Annotated in this window: 24 protein-coding genes and 1 other RNA gene; 8 read left to right on the top strand and 17 right to left on the bottom strand. The window is 61.0% G+C overall.

The genetic code is table 11. The annotated features are described in order from the left end of the window. Positions 1-10 precede the first annotated feature (10 nt). The 7 genes from gcvT to CKW07_RS16260 all read right to left on the bottom strand — a co-directional run bounded on the left by gcvT (position 11) and on the right by CKW07_RS16260 (position 8572). Positions 11-1093 (bottom strand): glycine cleavage system aminomethyltransferase GcvT, encoded by a 1083-nt coding sequence (gene gcvT, locus CKW07_RS16290; RefSeq protein ID WP_095145913.1) that lies wholly within the window; start codon positions 1091-1093, stop codon positions 11-13. Between the two features lie 155 nt (positions 1094-1248). Next, entirely contained in the window at positions 1249-2865 is a 1617-nt protein-coding gene (locus CKW07_RS16285; RefSeq protein ID WP_095145911.1) for an iron ABC transporter permease, read from the bottom strand. 199 nt (positions 2866-3064) lie between these two features. After that, entirely contained in the window at positions 3065-4066 is a 1002-nt protein-coding gene (locus tag CKW07_RS16280) for an extracellular solute-binding protein (protein ID WP_095145909.1), read from the bottom strand. 131 nt (positions 4067-4197) lie between these two features. After that, entirely contained in the window at positions 4198-5415 is a 1218-nt protein-coding gene (locus CKW07_RS16275; RefSeq protein WP_176465330.1) for a 2-octaprenyl-3-methyl-6-methoxy-1,4-benzoquinol hydroxylase, read from the bottom strand. A gap of 55 nt (positions 5416-5470) precedes the next feature. Continuing rightward, positions 5471-6658, bottom strand: a complete 1188-nt coding sequence (gene ubiH / locus CKW07_RS16270; RefSeq protein ID WP_095145906.1) for a 2-octaprenyl-6-methoxyphenyl hydroxylase — start codon at positions 6656-6658, stop codon at positions 5471-5473. Beyond that, complete coding sequence (pepP, locus tag CKW07_RS16265) at positions 6655-7989, bottom strand: Xaa-Pro aminopeptidase (RefSeq protein ID WP_095145904.1); 1335 nt, start codon at positions 7987-7989, stop codon at positions 6655-6657. The genes ubiH and pepP overlap by 4 nt, the downstream gene beginning before the upstream one ends. Positions 7990-8017: 28 nt before the next feature. Further along, positions 8018-8572 (bottom strand): YecA family protein, encoded by a 555-nt coding sequence (locus CKW07_RS16260; RefSeq protein WP_095145902.1) that lies wholly within the window; start codon positions 8570-8572, stop codon positions 8018-8020. A 127-nt stretch (positions 8573-8699) separates the two neighbouring features. Here CKW07_RS16260 and CKW07_RS16255 point away from each other — a divergent pair, with 127 nt between their 5' ends. From CKW07_RS16255 to CKW07_RS16240, 4 genes are all read left to right on the top strand, one after another. After that, positions 8700-8909 (top strand): TIGR02449 family protein, encoded by a 210-nt coding sequence (locus tag CKW07_RS16255; RefSeq protein WP_007982902.1) that lies wholly within the window; start codon positions 8700-8702, stop codon positions 8907-8909. Next, complete coding sequence (locus tag CKW07_RS16250) at positions 8906-9223, top strand: cell division protein ZapA (protein WP_095081860.1); 318 nt, start codon at positions 8906-8908, stop codon at positions 9221-9223. Before CKW07_RS16255 ends, CKW07_RS16250 begins: the two co-directional genes overlap by 4 nt. Positions 9224-9253: 30 nt before the next feature. After that, positions 9254-9432: non-coding RNA, 6S RNA (gene ssrS, locus CKW07_RS16245), on the top strand. An 87-nt stretch (positions 9433-9519) separates the two neighbouring features. Beyond that, entirely contained in the window at positions 9520-10158 is a 639-nt protein-coding gene (locus CKW07_RS16240; protein ID WP_095146165.1) for a 5-formyltetrahydrofolate cyclo-ligase, read from the top strand. Positions 10159-10161: 3 nt separating this feature from the next. On the opposite strand, the gene CKW07_RS25475 is transcribed toward CKW07_RS16240, so the two are convergent. Next, positions 10162-10308, bottom strand: a complete 147-nt coding sequence (locus tag CKW07_RS25475) for a hypothetical protein (protein ID WP_095145900.1) — start codon at positions 10306-10308, stop codon at positions 10162-10164. Between the two features lie 197 nt (positions 10309-10505). On the opposite strand from CKW07_RS25475, the gene CKW07_RS16230 reads away from it, so the two are divergent. Next, positions 10506-10958 carry an EVE domain-containing protein gene (locus CKW07_RS16230; RefSeq protein WP_095145898.1) on the top strand — a complete coding sequence of 151 codons (453 nt, stop codon included), beginning with the start codon at positions 10506-10508 and terminating at the stop codon, positions 10956-10958. Between the two features lie 46 nt (positions 10959-11004). Here the strand turns inward: CKW07_RS16230 and CKW07_RS16225 are convergent, their stop codons facing one another. Next, positions 11005-11412 carry a flagellar basal body-associated protein FliL gene (locus CKW07_RS16225; RefSeq protein ID WP_095145896.1) on the bottom strand — a complete coding sequence of 136 codons (408 nt, stop codon included), beginning with the start codon at positions 11410-11412 and terminating at the stop codon, positions 11005-11007. A gap of 158 nt (positions 11413-11570) precedes the next feature. On the opposite strand from CKW07_RS16225, the gene CKW07_RS16220 reads away from it, so the two are divergent. Next, a complete protein-coding gene (locus CKW07_RS16220; RefSeq protein ID WP_095145894.1) occupies positions 11571-12548 on the top strand; it encodes an NADPH:quinone oxidoreductase family protein in 978 nt (325 codons plus the stop codon). Positions 12549-12606: 58 nt separating this feature from the next. Here the strand turns inward: CKW07_RS16220 and CKW07_RS16215 are convergent, their stop codons facing one another. Further along, positions 12607-13221 carry an energy transducer TonB gene (locus CKW07_RS16215; RefSeq protein WP_095145893.1) on the bottom strand — a complete coding sequence of 205 codons (615 nt, stop codon included), beginning with the start codon at positions 13219-13221 and terminating at the stop codon, positions 12607-12609. Positions 13222-13547: 326 nt separating this feature from the next. Between CKW07_RS16215 and glpT the strand changes: the two genes are divergently transcribed. Beyond that, entirely contained in the window at positions 13548-14897 is a 1350-nt protein-coding gene (glpT, locus tag CKW07_RS16210) for a glycerol-3-phosphate transporter (RefSeq protein ID WP_095145891.1), read from the top strand. Here the strand turns inward: glpT and CKW07_RS16205 are convergent. The 5 genes from CKW07_RS16205 to trxA form a co-directional block, all read right to left on the bottom strand. Next, complete coding sequence (locus CKW07_RS16205) at positions 14873-15541, bottom strand: gamma-glutamylcyclotransferase (protein WP_095145890.1); 669 nt, start codon at positions 15539-15541, stop codon at positions 14873-14875. The genes glpT and CKW07_RS16205 overlap by 25 nt on opposite strands. Positions 15542-15804: 263 nt before the next feature. Continuing rightward, positions 15805-16773, bottom strand: a complete 969-nt coding sequence (locus CKW07_RS16200) for a CDP-6-deoxy-delta-3,4-glucoseen reductase (RefSeq protein ID WP_095145888.1) — start codon at positions 16771-16773, stop codon at positions 15805-15807. After that, positions 16773-18239: a 4-hydroxy-3-polyprenylbenzoate decarboxylase gene (gene ubiD / locus CKW07_RS16195; RefSeq protein ID WP_095081871.1), complete on the bottom strand. Its 1467-nt coding sequence runs from the start codon at positions 18237-18239 to the stop codon at positions 16773-16775. Before ubiD ends, CKW07_RS16200 begins: the two co-directional genes overlap by 1 nt. A 143-nt stretch (positions 18240-18382) precedes the next feature. Beyond that, positions 18383-19642, bottom strand: a complete 1260-nt coding sequence (gene rho / locus CKW07_RS16190) for a transcription termination factor Rho (protein ID WP_095145886.1) — start codon at positions 19640-19642, stop codon at positions 18383-18385. Positions 19643-19889: 247 nt separating this feature from the next. Further along, positions 19890-20219 carry a thioredoxin TrxA gene (trxA, locus tag CKW07_RS16185; RefSeq protein WP_003206727.1) on the bottom strand — a complete coding sequence of 110 codons (330 nt, stop codon included), beginning with the start codon at positions 20217-20219 and terminating at the stop codon, positions 19890-19892. A gap of 243 nt (positions 20220-20462) precedes the next feature. Between trxA and ppx the strand changes: the two genes are divergently transcribed. Next, positions 20463-21965: an exopolyphosphatase gene (gene ppx, locus CKW07_RS16180; RefSeq protein ID WP_095145884.1), complete on the top strand. Its 1503-nt coding sequence runs from the start codon at positions 20463-20465 to the stop codon at positions 21963-21965. A 55-nt stretch (positions 21966-22020) separates the two neighbouring features. Here ppx and ppk1 read toward each other — a convergent pair whose 3' ends face one another. Then, the gene (gene ppk1, locus CKW07_RS16175; RefSeq protein ID WP_095145882.1) at positions 22021-24246 is read right to left on the bottom strand and encodes a polyphosphate kinase 1; all 2226 of its coding nucleotides are present in this window, start codon (positions 24244-24246) and stop codon (positions 22021-22023) included. An 18-nt stretch (positions 24247-24264) separates the two neighbouring features. Then, the gene (gene hemB, locus CKW07_RS16170) at positions 24265-25278 is read right to left on the bottom strand and encodes a porphobilinogen synthase (RefSeq protein WP_095145880.1); all 1014 of its coding nucleotides are present in this window, start codon (positions 25276-25278) and stop codon (positions 24265-24267) included. Between the last annotated feature and the right edge of the window lie 23 nt (positions 25279-25301).

The following is a 25301-nucleotide window of genomic DNA, read 5'->3' as shown; positions in this document are numbered from 1 at the left end:
CCAGAAAAGGTTAGATCAAGGTTTTGCCATGACGCACGAAGGTCGGTTTGACCACCCGGACCGGGTACCACTTGCCACGGATTTCCACTTCTGCCCGGTCGGCAGTTGCCATCGGCACCCGCGCCAGGGCGATCGATTTGCTCAGCGTAGGAGAGAAACTACCACTGGTGATCTCCCCTTCGCCAACATCGGCGATACGAACCACCTGATGCGCACGCAAAACCCCACGCTCTTCGAGCACCAGACCCACCAGTTTTTGCTGCACACCAGCGGCCTGTTCGGCTTCCAGCGCGGCGCGACCGATGAACTGACGAGTGGTCGGCTCCCAGGCGATGCTCCAGGCCATGTTGGAGGCCAGCGGTGAAACATCCTGGTGAATGTCCTGACCGTACAGGTTCATGCCGGCCTCAAGACGCAGTGTGTCACGGGCACCGAGGCCAATCGGCGAGATACCGGCACCCACCAGGTCGTTGAAGAATGCAGGGGCCTGATCGGCCGGCAGGGCTATCTCCAGGCCATCTTCGCCGGTGTAGCCGGTACGGGCAATGAACCAGTCACCGTCGCACTGGCCTTCGAAGGGTTTGAGTTGCTGGATCAGAGCGCCACGCGACTGGGTCACCAGTTCGGCGATCTTTTGCCGGGCGTGCGGGCCTTGAATCGCCAACATCGCCAGTTCGCTGCGCTCGTGCAGTTGCACGTGAAAGTCGCCGAGCTGGGCGTGCATCCAGGCCAGGTCCTGATCGCGGGTGGCGGCGTTCACCACCAGGCGATAAGTGTCTTCCAGGCGATAGACGATCATGTCGTCGACCACCCCGCCGCGCTCATTGAGCATGGTGCTGTACAAGGCACGGCCATTGCTGTGCAGGCGTTCGACATCATTGGCCAGCAAATGCTGGAGCCAGGCCTTGGCCTGGGGGCCGCTGACATCGATCACGGTCATATGGGATACATCGAAAACCCCGCAATCGCGGCGCACCTGATGGTGTTCCTCGACCTGCGAGCCGTAATGCAGTGGCATATCCCAACCGCCAAAATCGACCATCTTCGCGCCGAGTGCGAGATGAAGGTCATACAGAGGCGTACGCTGTCCCATGGGTTTCTCCTTCCGGGCTTGGCGAAGGTGCGGACAGGCACTGCGTGAGTGAAAGCCTTGAAATATAAGGCTTTCAGCCAGTTTCAGTTACCCGGTCTGAAGGACGATCCGCACCGAATGCCGCGCATTGTAGCCGCAAGGTGTAGGACTGGCACCTAACCGATGCGATGAGCCGAGCGACGGATCAAGCCGATGACCGGTAACAGGCCCACCAGAATCAGGGTCAAGGCCGGCAATGAAGCCCGTGCCCACTCGCCTTCACTGGTCATTTCAAAGACCCGTACCGCCAGCGTGTCCCAGCCAAACGGGCGCATCAGCAAGGTAGCAGGCATTTCCTTGAGCACATCGACAAACACCAGCAACGCTGCACTCAAGGTGCCCGGCAGCAGCAACGGCAGATACACTTTGAAAAACAGTCGCGGTCCGCTGACCCCCAGACTGCGGGCCGCTTCAGGCAGCGACGGCCGGATCCGTGCCAGGCTGTTTTCCAGCGGCCCGTAAGCCACTGCAATGAACCGCACCAGATAGGCCAGTAGCAGCGCCGACAGGCTGCCGAGCAGCAGCGGCTTGCCTGCACCGCCCAGCCAGCCCGACAGCGGCACCACCAGTTCGCGGTCCAGGTAACTGAACGCAAGCATGATCGAGACCGCCAGCACCGAACCGGGCAAGGCGTAGCCGATGTTGGCCACGCTGATCCCGGAGCGAATCGTCCGGGTCGGCGCCAGGCGCCGGGCAAACGCCAGCAACAACGCCACGCAGACCGTGATCAGCGCGGCCATGGCCCCCAGGTACAAGGTGTGCAGGATTAGCCCGGCATACCGTTCGTCGAGGTCGAAACGACCGCGCTGCCAAAACCACGCCAACAGTTGCAGCAGCGGAATCACGAACGCACAGGCAAACACCAGGCCGCACCAGGTGGTCGCGGCCAGCGCCTTGAGCCCGCGCAGGTGATAGAGCGCCTGACCTCGCGGACGCTCATTGGTGGCCCGCGCAGCCCCCCGGGCACGGCGCTCGCCATACAACAGCACCATCACCACCAACAGCAACAGGCTGGCCAGTTGCGCCGCGCTCGACAGGCTGAAGAAGCCGTACCAGGTCTTGTAGATCGCAGTGGTGAAAGTGTCGAAGTTGAACACCGATACCGCACCGAAGTCCGCCAGCGTCTCCATCAAGGCCAGGGCCACGCCCGCGCCGATGGCCGGGCGCGCCATGGGCAGGGCCACGCGCCAGAACGCCTGCCACGGCGATTGGCCCAACACCCGCGCCGCTTCCATCAGGCCCTTGCCCTGGGCCAGGAACGCCGTGCGCGCCAACAGGTAGACATAGGGATAGAACACCAGCACCAGCACCAGGATCACGCCACCGGTGGAACGCACCCGTGGCAGCCGCAAGCCACTGCCAAACCATTCCCGCAGCAGGGTTTGCACCGGTCCGGAAAAATCCAGCAAGCCGACAAAGACGAACGCCAGTACGTAGGCCGGGATCGCAAACGGCAGCATCAGCGCCCAATCCAGCCAGCGGCGTCCGGGAAACTCGCACAGGCTGGTCAGCCACGCCAGGCTCACCCCCAGCAGCGTGACACCCACGCCGACGCCGAGGATCAGGGTCAGGGTGTTGCCCAGCAACCGTGGCATCTGGGTGTCCCACAGGTGGGACCAGATTTGCAGGTCGACGGTTTGCCACGACAGCAGCAACACGCTCAGCGGTAGCAGGACCAACGCGGCGATGGCGAAGACCAGGGGGTACCAGCGGCGTTGGGCGGGATGGGCCAAAAAACTGTCTCTCAAATGATTGTGCCCACGCTCTGCGTGGGCACATGGCCGGTGACGCTCGGCGTCACGCTTGAAAGGGTTGGATGCGAAGCATCCGGGGCGACGTTCCTTTGTTGCGCGTAGGAACGATCAATTCGGGGGCGCTTCACCCCCATGCGGGAGCAAGCCCCCTCGCCACACGCGCAGTATACCGGGTGACTCAGTTCCAGCCAGCGCGGTCCATCAAACGAATGGCTTCGGCCTGGCGCAGACCAGCCACTTCAACCGGCAAGGTATCGGGGATGAACTTGCCCCAGGCTTCGACTTCCGCCGATGGCTTCACGCTCGGGTTGGCCGGGAATTCCTGGTTGACGTCGGCGAAGATCTTTTGCGCTTCAGGCGTGGTCATCCACTCCACCAGGGCCTTGGCGGCTTCCGGGTGCGGCGCATACTTGGTCAGGCCGATGCCCGACAGGTTCACGTGGACACCACGGTCGGCCTGGTTCGGCCAGAACAGTTTGACCGGCAGGGCTGGCTTCTGCTTGTGCAGACGACCGTAGTAGTAAGTGTTGACGATTCCGACGTCACACTGCCCGGCGGCGATGGCTTCCAGCACGGCGGTGTCATCGGAGAATACGTCCGTAGCGAGGTTGTTGACCCAGCCCTTGATGATTTCTTCGGTCTTGGCCGCGCCATGGGTTTCGATCAGGGTGGCGGTCAACGACTGGTTGTAGACCTTCTTCGCGGTGCGCAGGCACAGACGGCCTTCCCACTGCTTGTCCGCCAGCGCTTCGTAGGTGGTCATTTCCGAAGGTTTTACCCGCTCGGTGGAGTAGGCCAGGGTACGGGCGCGCAGGCTCAAACCGGTCCAGGCATGGGACGCGGCGCGGTATTGCAGCGGGATGTTGGCGTCGATGACCTTGGAGGTAAATGGCTGCAGGATGCCCATTTGCTCGGCCTGCCACAGGTTGCCAGCATCGACGGTCAGCAGCAGGTCGGCGGTGGCGTTTTCACCTTCGGCCTTGATGCGCTGCATCAGTGGCGCTTCCTTGTCGGTGATGAACTTCACCTTCACACCGGTTTTCTCGGTGTAGGCATCGAAGACGGGCTTGATCAGCTCATCGATACGCGAGGAGTAGACCACTACCTCGTCGGCGGCCTGCGCCGCAGTACCAATCAGGGTCAGGGCAATGGCTGTCAGTAGACGCTTCGGTGCCAACATGGGAGCGGTCTCTCGATATTTGAAGTGAGTCGAAATGATAAGGACTCACATTTGCCTTCTCAACCGATCCCTCTGCGCAGGCGTTACCAAATGTTGCGCGACAGACGTGTCGTGATGAATGTTCCGCCGCCTCAGGCCTTGGCCAGCTCCGGCAGGTCACCGCTCAACCCCAGCGCCTGGCGCACGAACAGCGCCTTGGCTTCGGGCATCTGGTCGACCACTTTCAAGCCAGTATTGCGCAACCAGCGCAGCGGCAGCGGGTCGGCCTGGAACAAGCGCTCGAACCCTTCCATCGCCGCCATCAGCGCCAAATTGTGGGGCATGCGCCGACGCTCATAGCGACTGAGGACTTTAACATCCGCCAGGCGCTCGCCACGGCTGGCCGCTTGCAACAACACCTCAGCCAGCACCGCCGCATCGAGGAAGCCCAGGTTGACGCCTTGCCCGGCCAGCGGGTGGATGGTGTGGGCCGCATCGCCGATCAGGGCCAGGCCCTCGGCCACATAGCGTTTGGCGTGGCGCTGACGCAACGGCACACAGAGGCGCGGGTCGGCACTCAGCACCGTACCCAGGCGGCCCTCGAAGGCACGCTCCAGCTCGCGGCAGAAGCCTTGGTCATCCAGCGCCATCAAGCGCTCGGCTTCGTCCGGGGTGGTCGACCAGACGATCGAGCACCAATCCTGTTGTCCATCACGCTCCAGGGGCAGGAACGCCAGCGGACCGTGATCGGTAAAGCGTTGCCATGCCGTCATCTGGTGCGGCAACGAACTGCGAACGCTGGTAACGATGGCATGATGCAGGTAATCCCACTCCCGGGTCGCGACGCCGGTCAGGCGACGCACCGCCGAGTTGGCGCCATCCGCCGCGATCACCAGCGGAGCGCGCAGCGTGCGACCGTCGGCCAGGGTCAGCAGCCAGTCATCACCGGAACGGCGCATCTGCTCCAGACGGGCATTGGCCAGCAGGCCCAGGTCGCAGTCGTGCAGGCGCTCGAGCAACGCATCCTGAACCACCCGATTCTCGACGATATGCCCCAGGGCTTGGGCATGAACGCTGGCGGCCGAGAAATGGATCTGCCCGGTGCCACTGCCGTCCCAGACCTGCATGTCCGAGTAAGGGCTGCAGCGGCGTTTGACGACGCCTTCCCACACGCCCAGACGCTCAAGGATCCGCTGGCTGGCAGCCGACAAGGCGCTCACCCGCGGCTCGAACGGCGACTGCGCATCGAATGGCTTGACGCTCAGGGGGCTGCCATCGAGCAGCAGGACTTCCAGCCCGCTGTTCTGTAACGCCAGCGCCAAGGCACTCCCGACCATTCCGGCCCCGACAATCAGCAGATCTGCGCGCATGTCCATGCTTTAAGCCTGTCTCGCTTGCGGCTTGAGCCGCACGTAAAGGGTTTTCTTAAACATCGGAACGTGTTCCCAGGCCCATGGCCTGCCGGGCGAACCAGCGTTTGGCCGGCGGCAACAGGTCCAGGCCCAGCAGGCCGATGTTACGGCCCAGGGACACCAGCGGCTGAGTGCTGCCGAACAAGCGGGTCACCTGATCGGAGAAACCCACGGTCAGGTTCTGGTCCAGCCGCTGGCGTTCGCGATAGGCCTGCAACGTAGCGAAATCGCCCGGGGAGCCCGGGTTGGCGAGCAAGGCTTCAGCCAGCGCCTGGGCATCGCGCAACGACAGGTTGAACCCTTGGCCGGCAATCGGGTGCAGGCTGTGGGCGGCATTGCCCAGCACAGCCAGATGCGGACGCACCTGCTCTTCGGCCTCGATCAGCGACAAGGGATACAGATGCCGGGCACCCACCTGTTTCAACGAGCCCAGGCGATAGCCGAACACACCCTGCAGTTCGCTAAGGAAACTGCGCTCATCCAGGTCGGCCAAGCGCTGCGCGTCCATGCCCTGACGGGTCCAGACTAGCGCGCAGCGGTTTTCCGGCAGCGGCAACAGGGCCATCGGGCCGTCATCGGTGAAGCGTTCGAAGGCCATGCCGTTGTGCGCTTCGCTCGGGGTGATGTTGGCAATCAACGCACTCTGGTTATACGGGCGTTTCTTGACGCCGATCCCCAGTTGCTCACGCAGCCCCGAACGGCCGCCATCGGCCAATACCGCGAGGTCGCATTCAAGGCAGGTTTCATCGTTGAGGGTCAGGCGATAGCCGTCTTCCAGCGGTTCCATGCGCGTGACTTCGGCTGGGCAGCGCCAGCTGATCACGTCCTTGTCCAGACCTTGCCAGAGGCATTGACCCAGCCAGGCGTTTTCCACCACGTAACCGAGAGCCGGAACGCCCTCTTCCATGGCCGACAGCCGCGCGGTCGAAAAACGTCCGCGGTCGGAGACATGGATTTGCTTGATCGGCTCGGCGCGACGGGAAATTTCCTGCCACAGGCCCAGCCGTTGATAAATCTGCCGGGCGCCAAACGACAACGCCGACGAACGTGCGTCATAGCTGGGCTGGTAACTGTCGCCGGGCGCGAAGGGTTCGATCAGCACGATCTTCCAGCCACGGCTCTTGGCCCCGGCCTGCAAGGCCAGCGCCAGGCTGGCACCGACCAGGCCGCCACCAATGATTGCCAGATTGACGCGGCTCATGCGGCTTGGGTCCGTGCCGCGGCCATCAGGGCCTCGATCTCGGCGACCGTTTTCGGCACACCCCGGGTCAGGATTTCACAGCCTTGTCTGGTTACCACCACGTCATCCTCGATGCGCACGCCAATGCCGCGCCATTTCTTCGCCACGTTCAGGTTGTTCGGGGCAATGTAGATGCCCGGTTCGACGGTCAAGGCCATGCCGACTTCCAGCACCCGCCATTCACCGCCGACCTTGTACTCGCCAACATCATGGACATCCATGCCCAGCCAATGGCCGGCGCGATGCATGTAAAACGCCTTGTAGGCTTCGCTGGCGATCAACTCGTCGACATCGCCGTGCAACAGACCGAGCCGCACCAGGCCGGCCGTAATCACTTGAACCGTCGCCTCGTGCGCCTGGTTCCAGTGTTTGTTCGGTGCAATCTGGGCGAATGCGGCTTCCTGCGATGCCAGCACCAGCTCGTAGATCGCTTTCTGCTCTGCTGAAAACTTGCCGTTGACCGGCCAGGTGCGGGTGATATCGCTGGCGTAGCAGTCGATCTCGCAACCGGCGTCGATCAGCACCAGATCCCCGTCCTTGAGCAGTGCGTCATTGCTCTGGTAATGCAGGATGCAGGTGTTGCGCCCGCTGGCGACGATCGAGCCATAGGCCGGCATTTTCGCCCCGCCCTTGCGGAATTCGTAGTCGAGCTCCGCTTCCAGGCTGAACTCGTACAAACCGGCACGGCTGGCCTGCATCGCACGGATATGCGCCTGCACGGAAATCCGCGCGGCTTCGCGCATCACCTTCACTTCTGCCGCCGATTTATACAGGCGCATGTCGTGCAGCAGATGATCCAGGGCAACGAATTCGTTCGGCGGCTGGGCACCCAGGTGCGCTTTAGAGCGGATCACGTTGATCCAGTCCATCAGGTGCCGGTCGAACTCCGGGTTGCTACCCATGGCCGAATACACCCGGTCACGGCCTTCGATCAGGCCCGGCAGGATGTCGTCGATGTCGGTAATCGGGAAGGCATCGTCGGCACCGTACTCACGGATGGCGCCTTCCTGTCCGGCCCGCAGGCCGTCCCACAGTTCGCGCTCGGCGTTGCGTTCGCGGCAGAACAGAATGTATTCACCATGTTCCCGGCCAGGCATCAGGACGATGACGGCCTGAGGCTCGGGAAAACCGCTGAGGTATTGAAAGTCGCTGTCCTGCCGGTAGACGTGCTCGACGTCGCGATTGCGGATCGCCACGGCGGCGGCCGGCAGGATTGCGATACTGTTGGGTTCCATCTGCGCCATCAGCGCCTTGCGGCGACGGGTGTATTCCGATTTCGGGATATGGATCATGGGCAGGTGGAGGTCCCTTGCAGGCGGATCAGTGCAGAGAAGGCTTGGCAGCGGGTGCCGCCTTGCTGGTCTCGGTGAACAGCAGCAATGGGGCAACCCGCAGGTACTCCATGACTTCCATGTAGTCGCTTTCGCCGTCGTCGGACTCTTCCAGGGCGTCTTGCACCTGAGCGATGGCCGCCAGGTCCTGCAACACTTCGCTGGCTTCGGTGCTCAGCGCGCTGCTGTCACGGCAGTTCAGGCCAAACCCGCTGAGGAAGCCCTGGCACCACTGGCCCAGTGCGGCCGCGCGCTCGGTGAGCGGCGCGTCGTCGGACGGCAGCAGCAGAACGACGGTCATGTCGTCGCCGGTCAGCTCGCCCTTGACCATCTCCTGCAGGCCGATCAGGGCGTTGCGAACGTTGTCTTGTGGTTCACCTTCGAGCAGTTCGGCGGCATCGACCAGCCAGCCGTCCACTTCGAAGCCGGCGCCGGCGCAGCTGCGACCGAGCAACAGGCCGTGCAGTTCGGCGGGCGAGACGGGATGACCGCTGGAACTCAGCAGGGTGGCGAAGGCTTGATACGGAGAATTCTGAATGGGCATGGGCAGCTAGGCGCCAAGCGGCGCTATGTCTAGAATGAAGCCCTGTATCCTACATCGACAGACACGCCAAGACTATTAAAGGCTGACCGCCAGTTACCGCCCATCAGACAAATCCTGTGGAACACGTATGGAAGACACCGACCTGCAAGCGCTGATGGCCAGACTCGAACTGCTAATTACTCGAGTCGAGCAACTTAAGAGTCAAAACGGACTCTTACTAGCTCAGGAAAAAACCTGGCGCGAGGAACGCGCGCACCTCATTGAAAAAAATGAAATCGCCCGGCGTAAGGTCGAATCGATGATTTCGCGCCTCAAGGCCCTGGAGCAAGACTCATGAGTTCAAGCAATAGCGTCACCGTGCAGATCCTCGACAAAGAATACTCGATCATTTGCCCCCAGGAAGAGCGCAGCAATCTGGTGAGCGCCGCCCGTTACCTGGACGGCAAGATGCGCGAAATCCGCAGCAGCGGCAAAGTCATCGGGGCCGACCGCATTGCCGTGATGGCCGCGCTGAACATCACTCACGACCTGCTGCACAGCCAGGAGCGACCGGACGTGCAGGCCAGCGCCTCGACCCGCGAGCAAGTGCGCGACCTGCTCGATCGCGTGGACCTGGCGCTGTCCAGCGATACGGATGTCAGCAAAGGCTGATTCCTGAGGGTGGTTGCGGTATACTCGCGCCACTCCCTGGGGTTCTTGCCAGTTGACGATGTCCCTGAGCCGATTCGCACTACCCTGGAGGTTGCACGTTGGGCTGGTGTGCATGTCCGCTAGACGGAAAGCCTTAAAGCCTACTGCATCTTCCACCTTGAACTTTCGGGTTCAAGGGCCAAGTTGACAGCGGTTCATCCGGGGAGCCTGATTCAAGCCGATGCTGGTTATTGCCAACATCGGCTTTTTACGACGTCACCGTCCTGGTGCCCTCGACACTCGAACAGCCCATGACGATGACCGAACCTGCGCCGCTTTCCCGCCCGCAACTTCGACGCATGCTGCGCACGGCCCGCCGCGCCCTGTCGCGCAGTGAGCAACGCCAGGCCGCCCGCGGGCTATATCAGCAGTTGGCGCAACAACCACTGTTTCGTCGAGCCAGACATATTTCCCTGTACCTGCCCACCGACGGTGAAATCGATCCGCGCTTGCTGCTGCGCGAAGCACAACGCCGGGGCAAGGCGACCTACCTGCCGGTGCTCAGCGCCTGGCCGCGAACCAAAATGGTTTTCCAGCGTGTTCGTCCCGGCGAAAAGCTGCGGCCCAACCGCTTCCGCATCCCCGAGCCTCGGATCAACCCGGCCCGGCAACGCAAGGTCTGGGCGCTGGATCTGGTGTTGTTGCCGTTGGTCGGTTTTGACGAAAGCGGTGGACGGCTGGGGATGGGCGGTGGCTTCTATGACCGCAGCCTGGCCTATCTGGCGCGCCGCAAGAATTGGCGCAAGCCGACCCTGCTGGGGCTGGCCCATGAATGCCAGAAAGTCGAAAAACTGGCTCAAGCGAGCTGGGATGTACCCTTGCAGGCAACAGTGACTGACAGACGATGGTATTTTGCAGACCAGGCGCCACCGAAGGCAGCGACACCTGTTAGTTGAGCATCAGCGCTTGAAGAGTTGTACCTGTTGCGCGACTTCGATCGGTGCATCGGTCTTGTTCGCCCATAGGCTCTGCGCGTAACCGGTGGTCACGACGCCCAAACCGAACACAATCACCAAAACCCATAGTAAATCCGGTTTGCGTTTCATCGATTGCCCCCCTCAAGGCATATCACACACGATGTCAGCAGCGGTGTCCGTTACAGGCCGTGCTTGCCGCGTCTTGCTTAAAAGTCCGGCATTCTGCGGTAACGTGCAGCGACACGCAAACGCTGGCGCCAACCGACTGTCGGTTTGTCATAAAATGGCCGAACGACTTTCCCAGCGCCCTTTTCGGAGCATAAAAGATGGCCTATTGGCTGATGAAATCCGAGCCCGACGAGCTCTCGATCAAAGGTCTTGAAAAGCTCGGCGAAGCCCGCTGGGACGGCGTTCGCAACTACCAGGCACGCAACTTCCTGCGGGCCATGGCGGTTGGCGACGAGTTTTTCTTTTACCACTCCAGCTGCCCCGAACCCGGGATTGCCGGGATCGGCCGGATTGTCGAAGCCGCCTATCCGGACCCGACGGCGCTTGAGCCTGAAAGCCATTACCACGACCCAAAAGCCACGCCCGAAAAAAACGCCTGGAGCGCGATCAATGTCACGCACGTCGAGACGTTTCCCCGCGTGCTCAAACTCGACCACCTCAAACAACAAACCGCACTGGCCGACATGCCACTGGTACAGAAAGGCTCACGGCTGTCGGTGATGCCCGTGACAGCCGAGCAGTGGGCGGCAGTGTTGGCGCTGCGTTCGTAAGCCATGCGGCGATTGCACACAGGCAGTCGCCGGCAAGCAGCACGCCTTACTGAATAATCAGGTTGTTGAACAGCAGATCCTCGACCACCGGTTTACCGGTTTCGTCGCTCATCACCTGCTGGGTCTGCTTCAAGGCTTCCTGGCGCAGCTTCTCTTTGGCTTCGACATTGTTCATGGTCTCGGTGGTTTGCTGAGCGAACAGCGCGACCAATTGGTTGCGGATCAACGGTTCGTTGGCCTTCACTGCCTTGGCCGCTTCATCACCCGTCACCCGCAGTGCCACGTCGGCCTTGTAGACCTTGAGCCTGGGCGTGCCATCCAGGCCGTAGTTACCCACGAACGGCGGGCTCAGGCTGATGTAGCTGACTTTCGGCGCCTCGCCCTCTTTGGCTTCTTCGGCCATCGCTGCCACAGGCAGAGACAGGGCCAGCAACAACATGATCCACGCTCTCACAATTCGCTCCTTATCCGGTTTGCGGCCCAGCATAGCGACCCGCCCCTACAAGCCCAAGCGCAAAGCTTATGGCTGGCTATCAGGGCGGGGCATGCTCGTTGACCGCTTGACTCACACACCTACACTTATCGGCCATCACTCCCAAAGGAATAGCCCTGATGAAAGCCGTGCTGTGCAAAGCCTTCGGCCCCGCCGAATCGCTGGTGCTGGAAGAAGTCGCCAGTCCTGTCGCCAAGAAGAACGAAATCCTGCTGGACGTGCACGCCGCCGGGGTCAACTTCCCGGACACGCTGATCATCGAGGGCAAGTACCAGTTCAAGCCGCCCTTCCCGTTTTCCCCGGGCGGTGAGGCGGCAGGTGTGGTCAGCGCGGTCGGCGAAAAGGTCAGCCACCTCAAGGTAGGCGACCGGGTCATGGCGCTGACCGGCTGGGGCAGCTTTGCCGAGCAGGTGGCAGTGCCGGGCTACAACGTGTTGCCGATCCCGCCATCCATGGACTTCAACACCGCCGCAGCCTTCAGCATGACCTACGGCACCTCGATGCATGCCCTGAAACAGCGTGGCCAGTTGCAACCCGGGGAAACCTTGCTGGTGCTGGGCGCGTCCGGTGGCGTGGGCCTGGCCGCCGTGGAAATCGGCAAGGCCATGGGCGCCCGGGTCATCGCCGCGGCGAGCAGCGCCGAGAAACTTGCCGTGGCCAAGGCCGCCGGTGCCGATGAGCTGATCAACTACAGCGAAAACAGCCTCAAGGACGAAATAAAGCGCCTGACCGATGGCCAGGGTGCCGACGTGATCTACGACCCGGTCGGCGGCGACCTGTTCGACCAGGCGGTTCGCGCCATCGCCTGGAACGGTCGCCTGCTGGTGGTGGGCTTTGCCAGCGGCCGCATCCCGGAACTGCCCGTGAACCTGGCCCTGCTCAAAGGCGCAGCCGTGGTGGGGGTGTTCTGGGGCTCGTTCGCCCAGCGCCAGCCACACGACAACGCGGCGAACTTCCAGCAGTTGTTCAACTGGTTTGCCGAAGGCAAGTTGAAGCCACTGGTGTCCCAGGTGTATCCGCTCAGCAATGCTGCGCAAGCCATCAACGATCTAGGCCAGCGCAAGGCGGTCGGGAAGGTGGTGGTACAGGTCCGCTAGATCGCACCCACGGCCTGAATACCGGCAGAGGGTGTTCAGGTCGCTCTCGCCCCTTCCTCTATAACAACTTGCGAATTTCTGCAGGGACCACTCGTTTGTACTTGAGCGATGGATTCTCGCGGCAGCGATCAACAATGTCCGGCACGCTGGCGTTGAGCGTGGCTATCAACGCCAGTCGCTCGGTTTCGGGTAACTGCCCTCGGTGAAACACGTTTGACAGATACCCTCGGGTGTAATGAAAGGGTGTCGTGTCCACCCAACTCGAACGTGGCGTATTGACCGTGTATTGAGTGATTTCCCGACACAGCAATCGACTCAACCACTGGTTAACGTCCAAAGGCAAATCCAGATCCAGACTGAAACGCATCGGCGCGATCACCTCCACTTCAGCCTGGGTGTCGGCATCGACGGCCCAGGACTTGAAGCGCCACTGACTGATAACCGCCTTGGCTGCCTCGGCAAAACCCGGATGGGTGCTTTCCAGCACCCTCACCTGGCTGACCGAGCCATCGGCGAGGATGGTCAAGCCAATTTGCACTTCGCCGGAAATTCCCGCCCGTTGAAGTTCCCTGGGGTACTTCGGCTTGGGATTGTAATCCGGGACCAGGTACAGAGCCCCGGCCACCCCATCACCTGCGACACACAACAGTAAAACCAGACCAAGCCAGCGCATGACGCCCCTCCACGATCGATGTACCAGGTTTGGCACCCGCGCTAAAGGTTAAAACTCACGCTCCGGCAACCCCATCCCCCCACTTCCGATCCAGACGCGGGAAACCTCCCAAAACGTCGCCCTTCTTTATGCGTAGATCTCGTTGATATCAGCCGAAGTAAAACGCCCTACGCCGTCGCCTACTTATATCTGAGCGACATGTTCATAAAAGAATGTGCGACTTTGTTCATTTACGCCTTTTTAACAGATGAGAAGCAGTGCTATTTTCGGTAACGAAACTGTAACATTCGCATCCGCAGTCAAAACAAGAATTCTGGAGCTCTTGAATGTTTGCTTTCTTTCGCCCTGCCGCACATCAGGCGCCATTGCCTGAAGAAGACGTAGACAGCACGTACCGGCGCCTACGCTGGCAAATCTTCGCCGGGATATTCATTGGGTATGCGGGTTACTACCTGCTGCGCAAGAACTTCTCCCTGGCCATGCCCTACCTGATTGAAGAAGGCTATACCCGCGGTCAGCTGGGTCTGGCGATGTCGGCGATCGCGATTTCCTATGGCCTGTCGAAGTTCCTGATGGGCCTGGTGTCCGACCGCTCCAACCCACGTTACTTCCTGCCATTTGGCCTGCTGGTGTCGGCCGGAGTGATGTTCGTATTCGGTTTCGCACCCTGGGCGACGTCCAGTGTGACCATGATGTTCATCCTGCTGTTCATCAACGGCTGGGCCCAGGGCATGGGCTGGCCGCCGAGCGGGCGGACCATGGTGCACTGGTGGTCGCAGAAGGAACGCGGTGGCGTGGTGTCGGTATGGAACGTCGCGCACAACGTCGGCGGCGGCCTGATTGGCCCGCTGTTCCTGATCGGCATGGGCCTGTTCAACGACTGGCATGCGGCGTTCTACGTACCTGCCGCCGTGGCGCTGCTGGTCGCGGTGTTCGCCTTTATCGTGATGCGCGACACCCCGCAGTCGGTGGGCCTGCCGCCGATCGAGAAGTACAAGAACGACTACCCGCACGGCTACGATGCCAGCCACGAAGAAGAATTCAGCGCCAAGGACATCTTCGTCAAGTACGTGCTGCGCAACAAAATGCTGTGGTACATCGCCCTGGCCAACGTATTCGTCTACCTGCTGCGCTACGGCGTACTGGACTGGGCACCGACCTACCTCAAGGAAGCCAAGCACTTCACCGTCGACAAGACGTCATGGGCGTACTTCCTCTACGAGTGGGCCGGTATCCCGGGCACCCTGCTCTGCGGCTGGCTGTCGGACAAGGTGTTCCGTGGCAATCGCGGCCTGACCGGCATGGTGTTCATGGCGCTGGTGACGGTCGCCACCCTGGTTTACTGGCTGAACCCGGCCGGCAACCCGACAGTCGACATGATCGCACTGGTGTCGATCGGCTTCCTGATCTACGGCCCGGTGATGCTGATCGGCCTGCAGGCGCTGGAACTCGCGCCGAAGAAAGCCGCTGGCACGGCGGCAGGCTTCACCGGTCTGTTTGGCTACCTGGGCGGCTCGGTCGCGGCCAGTGCCGCCATGGGCTACACCGTGGACCACTTCGGCTGGGATGGCGGTTTCGTGCTGCTGATCGGCGCATGCCTGCTGGCCATGGCGTTCCTCGCGCCGACCCTGTGGCACAAACAAGTGGCCAGTCAGGGCCGTGAAGCGATCGCTTGATCCTTCGATGACCCACAACGCTTGAGCCGCGCCTCCAGATTCCGATCTGGCATGGCGTGGCTACGCAGGGCGCTGGCGGTCTGCTCGACATAATCGCGAGTGGTGCCGTAGCGCCCGCAAGCGTTTTCGAACACCTGGCTCAGTACATGATCCGGCAAGTTGCCGGCATAACTGGGCAAGTGTCGCTCCAACACAAATCCCAATGCCTGAACCTTGCCGCCATCCGCCAACCGGCAGGTGAGCCAGTGCGGGCGATAGGAGGGGACTGGCATTTCGCGCTGCCAAAGGGCATAGAGCGAAGCCTCCAGCTGCTCTTCGGGCAGACGGTAGGCAAAGCCACTGCATGAACCGCCCCGATCCAGGCCAAACACCAGGCCCGGCAACTCCGGCGTGCCACGGTGTTCGTGGGACCACAGGTACAAGCCGCGATGGTAGCCATGCACACGTGCGCGCACCCGCTCGACCGCCGTGCATTCCGGGCGCCAGATCAATGAGCCGTAGGCGAACAACCACACCGGTCCGCCCTTGTGTCGGGCCAGGGTGCTTTGCATGGAGTGAAGCAATTGCTCGTGCGTCAGTTGCGGCCCCAGATCGAGCCGCGGAGGGTAAGCCAGATTCAAGAAAGCAGATTCAATGGCTGTCATGGCGAATAGCGTTCAGCTCCCCGCGGGTAAACAATTACTCAATAGAACGCACCGGCGTAACAATAAGGCACATTTGTTTCAAGGCAACTTAAGTGCCATGGCATGGTTCTGAAGGGGGTGTCTGAATGACATATAGCCGATCGGTATTTATCCAACTGGATAAATACCGAAGGGATATATATAGAGAGAGTTATAACAAAGGCGTTTCGATTAACGAATGCGGCTCAAGAGCGTGGATCAAGATCGTGGCTCAAGAGCGCGGATCAAGATCGCGGCGCATATGCAAATACATCGGCGCGCATTTGATGGGCGTCCATCCCGGCGTCGACCAGTGCATCCAGCGTGCCGTAGACCATCGCGGGCGAGCCGCTGGCGTAGACATGCAGGGCCTTGAGATCAGGGAAATCCTGGCAGACCGCCTCGTGCAACATGCCGCAGCGCCCTTCCCAGCCGCACAGGTCGCTGACAACCTGATGCAGAAACAGGTTGGGCAGTTTCATCCATTCATCCCAGTGTTCCATCTGGTAAAAATCTTCAGGACGGCGCACGCCCCAATACAGATGAACCGGATACTTGAAACCTTTGGCCCGGCAATGCTCGAGCAGGCTGTGGATCTGCCCCATACCGGTGCCTGCGGCGATCAATACCAGCGGCCCCTCCGGCAGCTCCGCCAGGTGGGTGTCACCGAACGGTAACTGGACCCGCGCCATGCGATTGCGCTGCAATTGCTCGATCAGACGCAGTGCGCTGGCTTCGCGCGCCAGTACATGAATCTCCAGGTCGCGACCGGAATGGGGAGCCGAGGCTAGGGAAAAGGCCGATTTCTCGCCATTCTCACGCTCGATCATCAGGTACTGGCCGGCGTGATAGCGCGGCGGTTTGCCGGCCGGTGCCCGCAGGCGAACCCGCCAGGTGTCCCCGCCAACGTCCTTGCACTCAATGACCTGACACGACAAGGTGCGCACCGGCAACTCTCCCAGCGCAAGGACGCCATCCCACAATACGATGCAGTCTTCCAGCGGCTCTGCAATGCAAGTGTAGAACTCGCCGTGGTCGCGTACATCGCCGGACTGCTCGACCCGACCTTCGACCAGCAGCGCCGCACAGACGTGACAATTACCGTTACGGCAGCTTTGCGGGCATTCATAGCCCAGGCGCCGCGCCCCATCGAGAATCCGCTCGCCGGGCAGTATCTCTAGCACTGCTCCTGACGGCTGCAAGGTTACACGCATCAATCTATTCCTAATTGATTCCAAATGGCATCGATCCGGCGTGTCACCGCCTCATCCTTGACGATTACCCGGCCCCACTCGCGAGTGGTTTCACCAGGCCACTTATGCGTGGCATCGAGCCCCATCTTCGACCCCAGACCGGAAATCGGCGAGGCGAAGTCGAGGTAGTCGATTGGCGTGTTATCGATCATCACCGTGTCGCGCTTGGGGTCCATGCGCGTGGTGATGGCCCAGATCACGTCGTTCCAGTCGCGGGCGTTGATATCGTCGTCTGTGACGATAACGAACTTGGTGTACATGAACTGTCGTAAAAACGACCAGACACCCAGCATTACTCGCTTCGCGTGCCCCGGGTACTGCTTCTTCATGGTCACGATGGCCATGCGGTACGAGCAGCCCTCGGGCGGCAGGTAGAAGTCGGTGATCTCCGGGAACTGCTTTTGCAGGATCGGCACGAACACTTCGTTCAATGCCACACCGAGGATCGCCGGTTCATCTGGTGGACGGCCGGTGTAGGTGCTGTGGTAGATCGGCTTGATGCGATGGGTGATGCGCTCGACGGTGAACACCGGGAAGCTGTCGACTTCGTTGTAATAGCCGGTGTGGTCCCCGTAAGGGCCTTCGTCGGCCATCTCGCCCGGATGGATCACGCCTTCCAGGATGATCTCGGCAGTGGCCGGTACTTGCAGGTCGTTGCCACGGCACTTCACCAGCTCGGTGCGGTTGCCGCGCAAGAGGCCGGCGAAGGCGTACTCGGACAGGCTGTCCGGCACGGGCGTCACGGCCCCCAGAATGGTTGCCGGGTCAGCGCCCAGGGCCACGGACACCGGGAACGGCTGGCCCGGGTGCTTCTCGCACCACTCGCGGTAGTCCAGTGCGCCACCACGGTGACTCAACCAGCGCATGATGACCTTGTTGCGGCCAATCACCTGCTGACGATAAATGCCGAGGTTCTGCCGGTCCTTGTTCGGCCCCTTGGTCACCGTCAGGCCCCAGGTGATCAGCGGGCCGACATCGCCCGGCCAGCAGGTTTGCACCGGCAGCATCGCCAGGTCGACGTCGTCGCCTTCGATGACCACCTCCTGGCAGACCGCGTCTTTGACGACCTTGGGCGCCATCGAGATGATCTTGCGGAAGATCGGCAGCTTGGACCAGGCGTCTTTCAGGCCCTTGGGCGGCTCGGGTTCCTTGAGGAAGGCCAGCAGCTTGCCAATCTCGCGCAGCTCGCTAACCGCTTCGGCCCCCATGCCCAGGGCCACGCGTTCTGGCGTGCCGAACAGGTTGCCAAGCACCGGGATGTCATAGCCGGTTGGGTTCTCGAACAGCAGCGCCGGGCCTTTGGCCCGCAAGGTGCGGTCGCAGACCTCGGTCATTTCCAGCACTGGGGACACCGGAACCTGGATGCGCTTGAGTTCGCCGCGCTGTTCCAGACCGCTGATAAAGTCGCGCAAGTCGCGATACTGCATGCGTGAGCCTCGTATTGGCCGTGGCGTTCGGGGCTGGCAGTTTAGCGCCGAACCCCGGGGTTCAGAACACTGAACTGCCAGTTCATCAATAATCAGATAACAAAAAGCCGGGTTTCCCCGGCTTTTTGTTGAGCCTTGTCGATTTACTTGCGTTTCATCGACAGGAAGAACTCATCGTTGGTCTTGGTCTGTTTCAGCTTGTCGACCAGGAACTCGATGGCCGCCACTTCATCCATAGGATGCAGGAGTTTGCGCAGGATCCACATGCGCTGCAACTCGTCGTCAGCCGTCAGCAACTCTTCACGGCGGGTGCCGGAACGGTTGATGTTGATGGCCGGGAAGACGCGTTTTTCAGCGATACGGCGATCCAGCGGCAGTTCCATGTTGCCGGTGCCCTTGAATTCCTCGTAGATCACTTCGTCCATCTTCGAGCCGGTTTCAACCAGCGCGGTGGCGATGATGGTCAGCGAGCCGCCTTCTTCGATGTTCCGTGCAGCACCGAAGAAACGCTTTGGTTTCTCCAGGGCGTGAGCATCGACACCACCGGTCAGTACCTTGCCGGAGCTTGGGATCACGGTGTTGTAGGCACGTGCCAGACGAGTGATGGAGTCGAGCAGGATGACCACGTCTTTCTTGTGCTCAACCAGGCGCTTGGCCTTCTCGATCACCATTTCGGCAACCTGCACGTGACGGGTTGGTGGCTCGTCGAACGTCGAGGCAACCACTTCGCCGCGCACGGTGCGCTGCATTTCCGTCACTTCTTCAGGACGCTCGTCGATCAACAGCACGATCAGATGAACTTCCGGGTTGTTACGGGTGATATTGGCTGCGATGTTCTGCAGCATGATCGTTTTACCGGCCTTTGGCGGTGCAACGATCAGACCACGCTGGCCTTTGCCGATAGGTGCGCACAGGTCGATGACACGACCGGTCAAGTCTTCGGTGGAACCGTTGCCGGCTTCCATCTTCATGCGCACGGTCGGGAACAGCGGGGTCAGGTTCTCGAAGAGAATCTTGTTCTTCGCGTTCTCGGGACGATCGTAGTTGATCGTGTCGACCTTGAGCAGTGCGAAGTAACGCTCGCCTTCTTTCGGCGGGCGGATCTTGCCAACGATGGTGTCACCGGTGCGCAAGTTGAAGCGACGGATCTGGCTTGGCGAGACGTAGATATCGTCCGGGCCGGCCAGGTAGGAAGCGTCCGAGGAGCGCAGGAAGCCGAAGCCGTCCTGGAGGATCTCCAGCACGCCATCACCGGAGATTTCCTCGCCGCTTTTCGCGTGCTTTTTGAGCAAGGAGAAAATCACGTCCTGCTTGCGCGAACGGGCCATATTTTCTATGCCCATCTGTTCGGCCAATTCGAGCAGTTCGGTAATCGGCTTTTGCTTGAGTTCAGTCAGATTCATATAGGAATGACGTAATCATTTATGGAGGGGGGAAATTAAGCTTTCGGCTTAATGAGGCCGCGCCGCGGAGAAGGCGACAGGATCGCGTACTTATTCGAAAAGGAGAGCGTCGGCGACGGCTTGCAGGGGGCACTGGAGGAACCGGTGCGGGACCGAATGTAACACCTGAGTTTAGGAGCGTCTAGCCCTGAATAACGAAAAAGCCCCGCAATTTGCGGGGCTTTTTGGGTGACACTTGCAACGACGCTTAGATGTTGGCGTCGAGGAAGGCAGCCAGTTGCGACTTCGACAGCGCACCGACCTTGGTGGCTTCGACGTTGCCGTTCTTGAACAGCATCAGCGTCGGGATACCACGCACGCCGTGCTTGGCCGGGGTTTCCTGGTTCTCGTCGATGTTCAGCTTGGCAACGGTCAGCTTGCCTTTGTAGGTCTCAGCGATTTCGTCCAGGACCGGAGCGATCATCTTGCATGGACCGCACCACTCAGCCCAGTAGTCGACCAGTACAGCACCTTCGGCCTTGAGTACGTCAGCTTCGAAGCTAGCGTCGCTAACGTGTTTGATAAGATCGCTGCTCATGGAAGTCTCCAGGTTGTAAGCAAAAAAACGTGGCCCATCATAGCTGCCCTTCCCTCGTTCAGGAAGCCGCAGATGATTGAGTCTCGCTATGGTGGCCCATGACTTTGGGTATAGCTCAAGTCAAGTGATGGCGCGCGCCCCTCGTCACAGACGTTGTCTGGATCAAGGCATTCAGCGCTGCGCGTTGGCGGCGGCGGTTGATCGTGGCACGATGGGCGGGTTATCGACCGAGACCCCCACACCATGCCCCAATCCCAAGCCAAGAATCTGTCCCTGATCGCCGCTATCGACCTGGGCTCCAACAGCTTTCATATGGTTGTAGCCAAAGCTCACCACAATGAAATCCGGATTCTCGAGAGGCTTGGCGAGAAGGTTCAACTGGCTGCCGGGATCGACGAAGAGCGCCAGCTCAGCGAAGAGTCCATGCAGCGCGGGCTCGATTGCCTGAAACGCTTTGCCCAACTGATCAACGGTATGCCTCAGGGCGCCGTGCGGATCGTGGGCACCAACGCCCTGCGCGAAGCGCGCAACCGTGGCGAGTTCATCCGCCGGGCCGAAGAAATCCTCGGCCACCCGGTAGAAGTCATCTCCGGCCGTGAAGAAGCACGCCTGATCTACCTGGGCGTCTCCCACACGCTCGCCGACACCCCGGGCAAACGCCTGGTGGCCGACATTGGCGGTGGCAGCACCGAGTTCATCATCGGCCAGCGCTTTGAGCCGCTGCTGCGCGAAAGCCTGCAAATGGGCTGCGTGAGCTACACCCAGCGCTATTTCAAGGACGGCAAGATCACCCCGGCCCGCTACGCCCAGGCGTACACCGCGGCACGGCTGGAGATCATGAGCATCGAACACGCCCTGCACCGCCTGACCTGGGATGAAGCCATCGGCTCCTCGGGCACTATCCGCGCCATTGGCCTGGCACTGAAAGCGGGCGGCCATGGCACCGGCGAGGTCAACGCCGAAGGGCTGGCCTGGCTCAAGCGCAAGTTGTTCAAACTCGGCGACGCCGAGAAAATCGACTTTGAAGGCATCAAGCCTGACCGTCGTGCCATCTTCCCCGCCGGCCTGGCGATTCTCGAAGCGATTTTCGACGCGCTTGAGCTGCAACGCATGGACCACTGCGAAGGCGCCCTGCGCGAAGGCGTGCTCTACGACCTGCTGGGCCGTCATCACCATGAAGACGTCCGTGAACGCACCCTGGGCTCGCTCATGGAGCGCTACCATGCCGACCTGGAGCAAGCCGCACGCGTCGAGCGCAAGGCCCTGCATGCGTTCGACCAGGTTGCAGCGGACTGGGGCCTGGACGACGGTGTCTGGCGCGAATTGCTGGGCTGGGCGGCCAAGGTCCATGAAGTCGGGCTGGACATCGCTCACTACCAGTACCACAAGCACGGTGCCTACCTGATCGAGCACTCCGACCTCGCCGGCTTCTCCCGTGAAGACCAGCTGATGCTGGCACTGCTGGTGCGCGGCCACCGCCGTAACATCCCCAAGGACAAATTCGCCGAGTTCGGTGATGACGGCATCAAGCTGATTCGCCTGTGCGTGCTCTTGCGCTTTGCGATTCTGTTTCATCACATCCGTGGTACCCAGGCGATGCCGCAGGTCACGCTGCATGCCAACGGCGACAACCTGGATGTGCAGTTCCCGGAGCACTGGCTGGACGAAAACCAGCTGACCCAGGCCGACTTCGCCCTGGAGGCGGAGTGGCTGACCCGGGTGGGCGTGGTGTTGAACGTTCGCTGAAAACAAAAATGGCGATCCACACGGATCGCCATTTTTTTTGCCCGATGCCAGCGCGTTAGTTGCTGACGGTCAGAATCGGACTGCCCAATCGCTCCAGCAGGGTCGCCTGGGCGCTGCGTGGGTTCTGGTTGCCGGTCGGCGTGTTGCGCACGTAACGACCGTCCGACTGCAGGCTCCAGCTGTGGGTGTTATCGGTCAGATACAGCTCCAGCTCTTTCTTGACCCGCGTGATCAGCTTCTTGCCTTCCACCGGGAAACAGGTCTCGACGCGCTTGTCGAGGTTGCGCTCCATCCAGTCGGCACTGGACAGGAACATCTGCTCTTCGCCGCCGTTGAGGAAGTAGAAGACCCGCGTGTGTTCCAGGAAGCGACCGATGATCGAGCGCACATGAATATTGTGCGAAACCCCGGCGATGCCTGGGCGCAGGCAGCACATGCCACGCACCACCAGGTCGATACGCACCCCTGACTGGCTGGCCTTGTACAGCGCGCGAATGATCTTCGGATCGGTCAGCGAGTTGAACTTGGCAATGATGTGCGCCGGCTTGCCCTCGACGGCGAACTGGGTTTCGCGGGCAATCATGTCGAGCATGCCCTTTTTCAGGGTAAAGGGCGCATGCAACAGCTTTTTCATGCGCAGGGTCTTGCCCATGCCGATCAACTGACTGAACAGTTTGCCAACGTCTTCGCACAGGGCGTCGTCGGAGGTCAGCAGGCTGTAGTCGGTGTACAGGCGGGCGTTGCCGGCGTGGTAGTTGCCGGTACCCAGGTGCGCGTAACGCACAATCTCGCCGGCCTCGCGACGCAGGATCAGCATCATCTTGGCATGGGTCTTGAAGCCAACCACGCCATAGATCACCACGGCACCTGCCGCTTGCAGACGGCTGGCCAGTTGCAGGTTGGACTCTTCGTCAAACCGGGCGCGCAATTCGATCACCGCGGTGACTTCCTTACCGTTACGCGCTGCGTCGACCAGTGCATCGACGATCTCCGAGTTCGCGCCGCTGCGGTACAGGGTCTGACGGACCGCCAGCACATGGGGGTCTTTCGCGGCCTGACGCAGCAGGTCGACCACCGGCGTGAACGACTCGAACGGGTGCAGCAGCAAGATGTCCTGCTTGCTGACCACGCTGAAAACGTTTTCGCTGTTTTGCAGCAGTTTCGGGATCTGTGGGGTAAACGGCGTGTATTGCAGCTCCGGATGGCTATCCAGCCCGGTGATGCTGAACAGGCGCGTCAGGTTGACCGGGCCATTGACCTGATACAACTCGGTCTCGCTCAGGTTGAACTGCTTGAGCAGGTAGTCGGACAGCTGTTTCGGACAGGTGTCGGCCACTTCCAGGCGCACCGCGTCCCCGTAACGACGGGAGAACAGTTCGCCGCGCAGGGCGCGCGCCAGGTCTTCGACGTCTTCGGTGTCCACCGCCAGGTCGGCGTTCCGGGTCAGGCGGAACTGGTAGCAGCCCTTGACCTTCATGCCCTGGAACAGGTCATCGGCGTGCGCGTGGATCATCGACGACAGGAACACATAGTTGTCCCCCGTGCCGCCGACTTCTTCCGGCACCTTGATGACGCGTGGCAGCAGGCGTGGCGCCGGGATGATCGCCAGGCCGGAATCGCGACCGAAGGCATCGATACCTTCAAGCTCGACGATGAAGTTCAGGCTTTTGTTCACCAGCAACGGGAACGGGTGCGTCGGGTCGAGACCGATCGGGGTAATGATCGGGGCAATCTCGTCACGGAAATAGCGGCGCACCCAGGTCTTGATCTTGGTGGTCCAGTGACGCCGACGAATGAAGCGCACCTGGTGCTTTTCCAGCTCCGGCAACAGGATGTCGTTTAGGATCGCGTACTGGCGATCAACCTGGCCATGCACCAGATCGCTGATGCGTGCCAGTGCCTGATGCGGTTGCAGGCCATCGGCACCCGCTTGTTCACGGGCGAAGGTGATCTGTTTTTTCAGCCCGGCCACACGAATCTCGAAGAACTCGTCCAGGTTGCTGGAGAAGATCAACAGGAACTTCAGCCGCTCCAGCAATGGATAGGACTCGTCCAGCGCCTGTTCCAGCACGCGGATGTTGAACTGCAGTTGCGACAGCTCGCGATGGATGTACAGGCTGCTGTCATCCAGACCGGGAATAGCGATCGCCGGTACCACGGGTGCCACGTCGACCACCACCGCGGGCGGAGCAGGCTCCATCTCCAGCGGGGGTTCGACGACTGGCTCGACCACGGGTTGAGCTTCTTTTACGGCAACTTCAGTGAGGCCTTCGGTATTCATCGAATGTTCCTGGGAGGGCTATTTTTGCTCTCGTAACAATTGGGCGGCACGTACGGCAAAGTAAGTGAGGATGCCATCAGCACCGGCACGTTTAAAAGCGGTCAGGGACTCAAGAATAACCCCTTCGCTCAACCAGCCATTCTGGATAGCCGCCATGTGCATGGCGTATTCACCGCTGACCTGATAGACAAAGGTCGGCACTTTGAATTCTTCTTTTACCCGGTAAAGAATGTCCAGGTATGGCATGCCTGGCTTGACCATGACCATATCCGCACCTTCTGACAAGTCGCTAGCCACTTCGTGCAACGCTTCGTTGCCGTTGGCCGGGTCCATTTGATAGGACGCCTTGTTCGCCTTGCCCAGGTTCAGCGCCGAACCGACGGCATCGCGGAACGGGCCGTAGTAGGCACTGGCGTACTTGGCCGAGTAGGCCATGATTCGCACGTTGACATGACCTGCCAGCTCCAGCGCTTCACGGATTGCCTGGATGCGGCCGTCCATCATGTCTGACGGGGCGACCACCTGGGCACCGGCAGCGGCATGGGACAGGGCTTGCTTGACCAGTGCATCGACGGTGATGTCGTTCTGCACATAGCCTTCTTCATCCAGAATACCGTCCTGGCCGTGAGTGGTGAACGGGTCCAGCGCGACGTCGGTGATCACCCCCAGCTCCGGGAAACGTGCACGCAGGGCACGCGTGGCGCGCTGGGCTATACCGTCCGGGCTCCAGGCTTGCGCCGCGTCGAGGGACTTGAGTTCGGGCGGCGTCACCGGAAACAGGGCGACGGCCGGAATACCCAGCTCGACCCAACCGGCCGCCTCTTCCAGCAACAGGTCGATGGTCAGGCGCTCGACGCCAGGCATCGAGGCCACCGCTTCGCGACGGTTCTCACCGTCCAGCACAAATACCGGCAGAATCAGGTCATTGGTGGTCAGGACGTTTTCACGTACCAGACGACGCGAAAACTCGTCACGACGATTGCGACGCAGGCGAGTTGCAGGAAACAAACGGTTGGCGGGGGTAAAGCTCACGACAGACTCCTGAGCCCGCATTG

It is taken from the genome of Pseudomonas sp. Irchel s3b6 (genome assembly GCF_900187415.1).
Classification (GTDB): domain Bacteria; phylum Pseudomonadota; class Gammaproteobacteria; order Pseudomonadales; family Pseudomonadaceae; genus Aquipseudomonas.
This window is presented reverse-complemented; position numbering and strand designations above follow the sequence as displayed.

Coding starts and splice junctions, on each gene's coding strand:
- CKW07_RS16200 (WP_095145888.1), bottom strand. CDS start 16,773: ATGCGTGTAACCTTGCAGCCGTCAGGAGCAGTGCTAGAGATACTGCCC.
- gcvT (WP_095145913.1), bottom strand. CDS start 1,093: ATGGGACAGCGTACGCCTCTGTATGACCTTCATCTCGCACTCGGCGCG.
- ubiH (WP_095145906.1), bottom strand. CDS start 6,658: ATGAGCCGCGTCAATCTGGCAATCATTGGTGGCGGCCTGGTCGGTGCC.
- trxA (WP_003206727.1), bottom strand. CDS start 20,219: ATGAGCAGCGATCTTATCAAACACGTTAGCGACGCTAGCTTCGAAGCT.
- CKW07_RS16260 (WP_095145902.1), bottom strand. CDS start 8,572: ATGCCCATTCAGAATTCTCCGTATCAAGCCTTCGCCACCCTGCTGAGT.
- CKW07_RS25475 (WP_095145900.1), bottom strand. CDS start 10,308: ATGAAACGCAAACCGGATTTACTATGGGTTTTGGTGATTGTGTTCGGT.
- ppx (WP_095145884.1), top strand. CDS start 20,463: ATGCCCCAATCCCAAGCCAAGAATCTGTCCCTGATCGCCGCTATCGAC.
- CKW07_RS16230 (WP_095145898.1), top strand. CDS start 10,506: ATGGCCTATTGGCTGATGAAATCCGAGCCCGACGAGCTCTCGATCAAA.
- CKW07_RS16280 (WP_095145909.1), bottom strand. CDS start 4,066: ATGTTGGCACCGAAGCGTCTACTGACAGCCATTGCCCTGACCCTGATT.
- CKW07_RS16220 (WP_095145894.1), top strand. CDS start 11,571: ATGAAAGCCGTGCTGTGCAAAGCCTTCGGCCCCGCCGAATCGCTGGTG.
- rho (WP_095145886.1), bottom strand. CDS start 19,642: ATGAATCTGACTGAACTCAAGCAAAAGCCGATTACCGAACTGCTCGAA.
- CKW07_RS16215 (WP_095145893.1), bottom strand. CDS start 13,221: ATGCGCTGGCTTGGTCTGGTTTTACTGTTGTGTGTCGCAGGTGATGGG.
- CKW07_RS16255 (WP_007982902.1), top strand. CDS start 8,700: ATGGAAGACACCGACCTGCAAGCGCTGATGGCCAGACTCGAACTGCTA.
- CKW07_RS16240 (WP_095146165.1), top strand. CDS start 9,520: ATGACCGAACCTGCGCCGCTTTCCCGCCCGCAACTTCGACGCATGCTG.
- glpT (WP_095145891.1), top strand. CDS start 13,548: ATGTTTGCTTTCTTTCGCCCTGCCGCACATCAGGCGCCATTGCCTGAA.
- pepP (WP_095145904.1), bottom strand. CDS start 7,989: ATGATCCATATCCCGAAATCGGAATACACCCGTCGCCGCAAGGCGCTG.
- CKW07_RS16205 (WP_095145890.1), bottom strand. CDS start 15,541: ATGACAGCCATTGAATCTGCTTTCTTGAATCTGGCTTACCCTCCGCGG.
- ubiD (WP_095081871.1), bottom strand. CDS start 18,239: ATGCAGTATCGCGACTTGCGCGACTTTATCAGCGGTCTGGAACAGCGC.
- CKW07_RS16275 (WP_176465330.1), bottom strand. CDS start 5,415: ATGCGCGCAGATCTGCTGATTGTCGGGGCCGGAATGGTCGGGAGTGCC.
- ppk1 (WP_095145882.1), bottom strand. CDS start 24,246: ATGAATACCGAAGGCCTCACTGAAGTTGCCGTAAAAGAAGCTCAACCC.
- CKW07_RS16250 (WP_095081860.1), top strand. CDS start 8,906: ATGAGTTCAAGCAATAGCGTCACCGTGCAGATCCTCGACAAAGAATAC.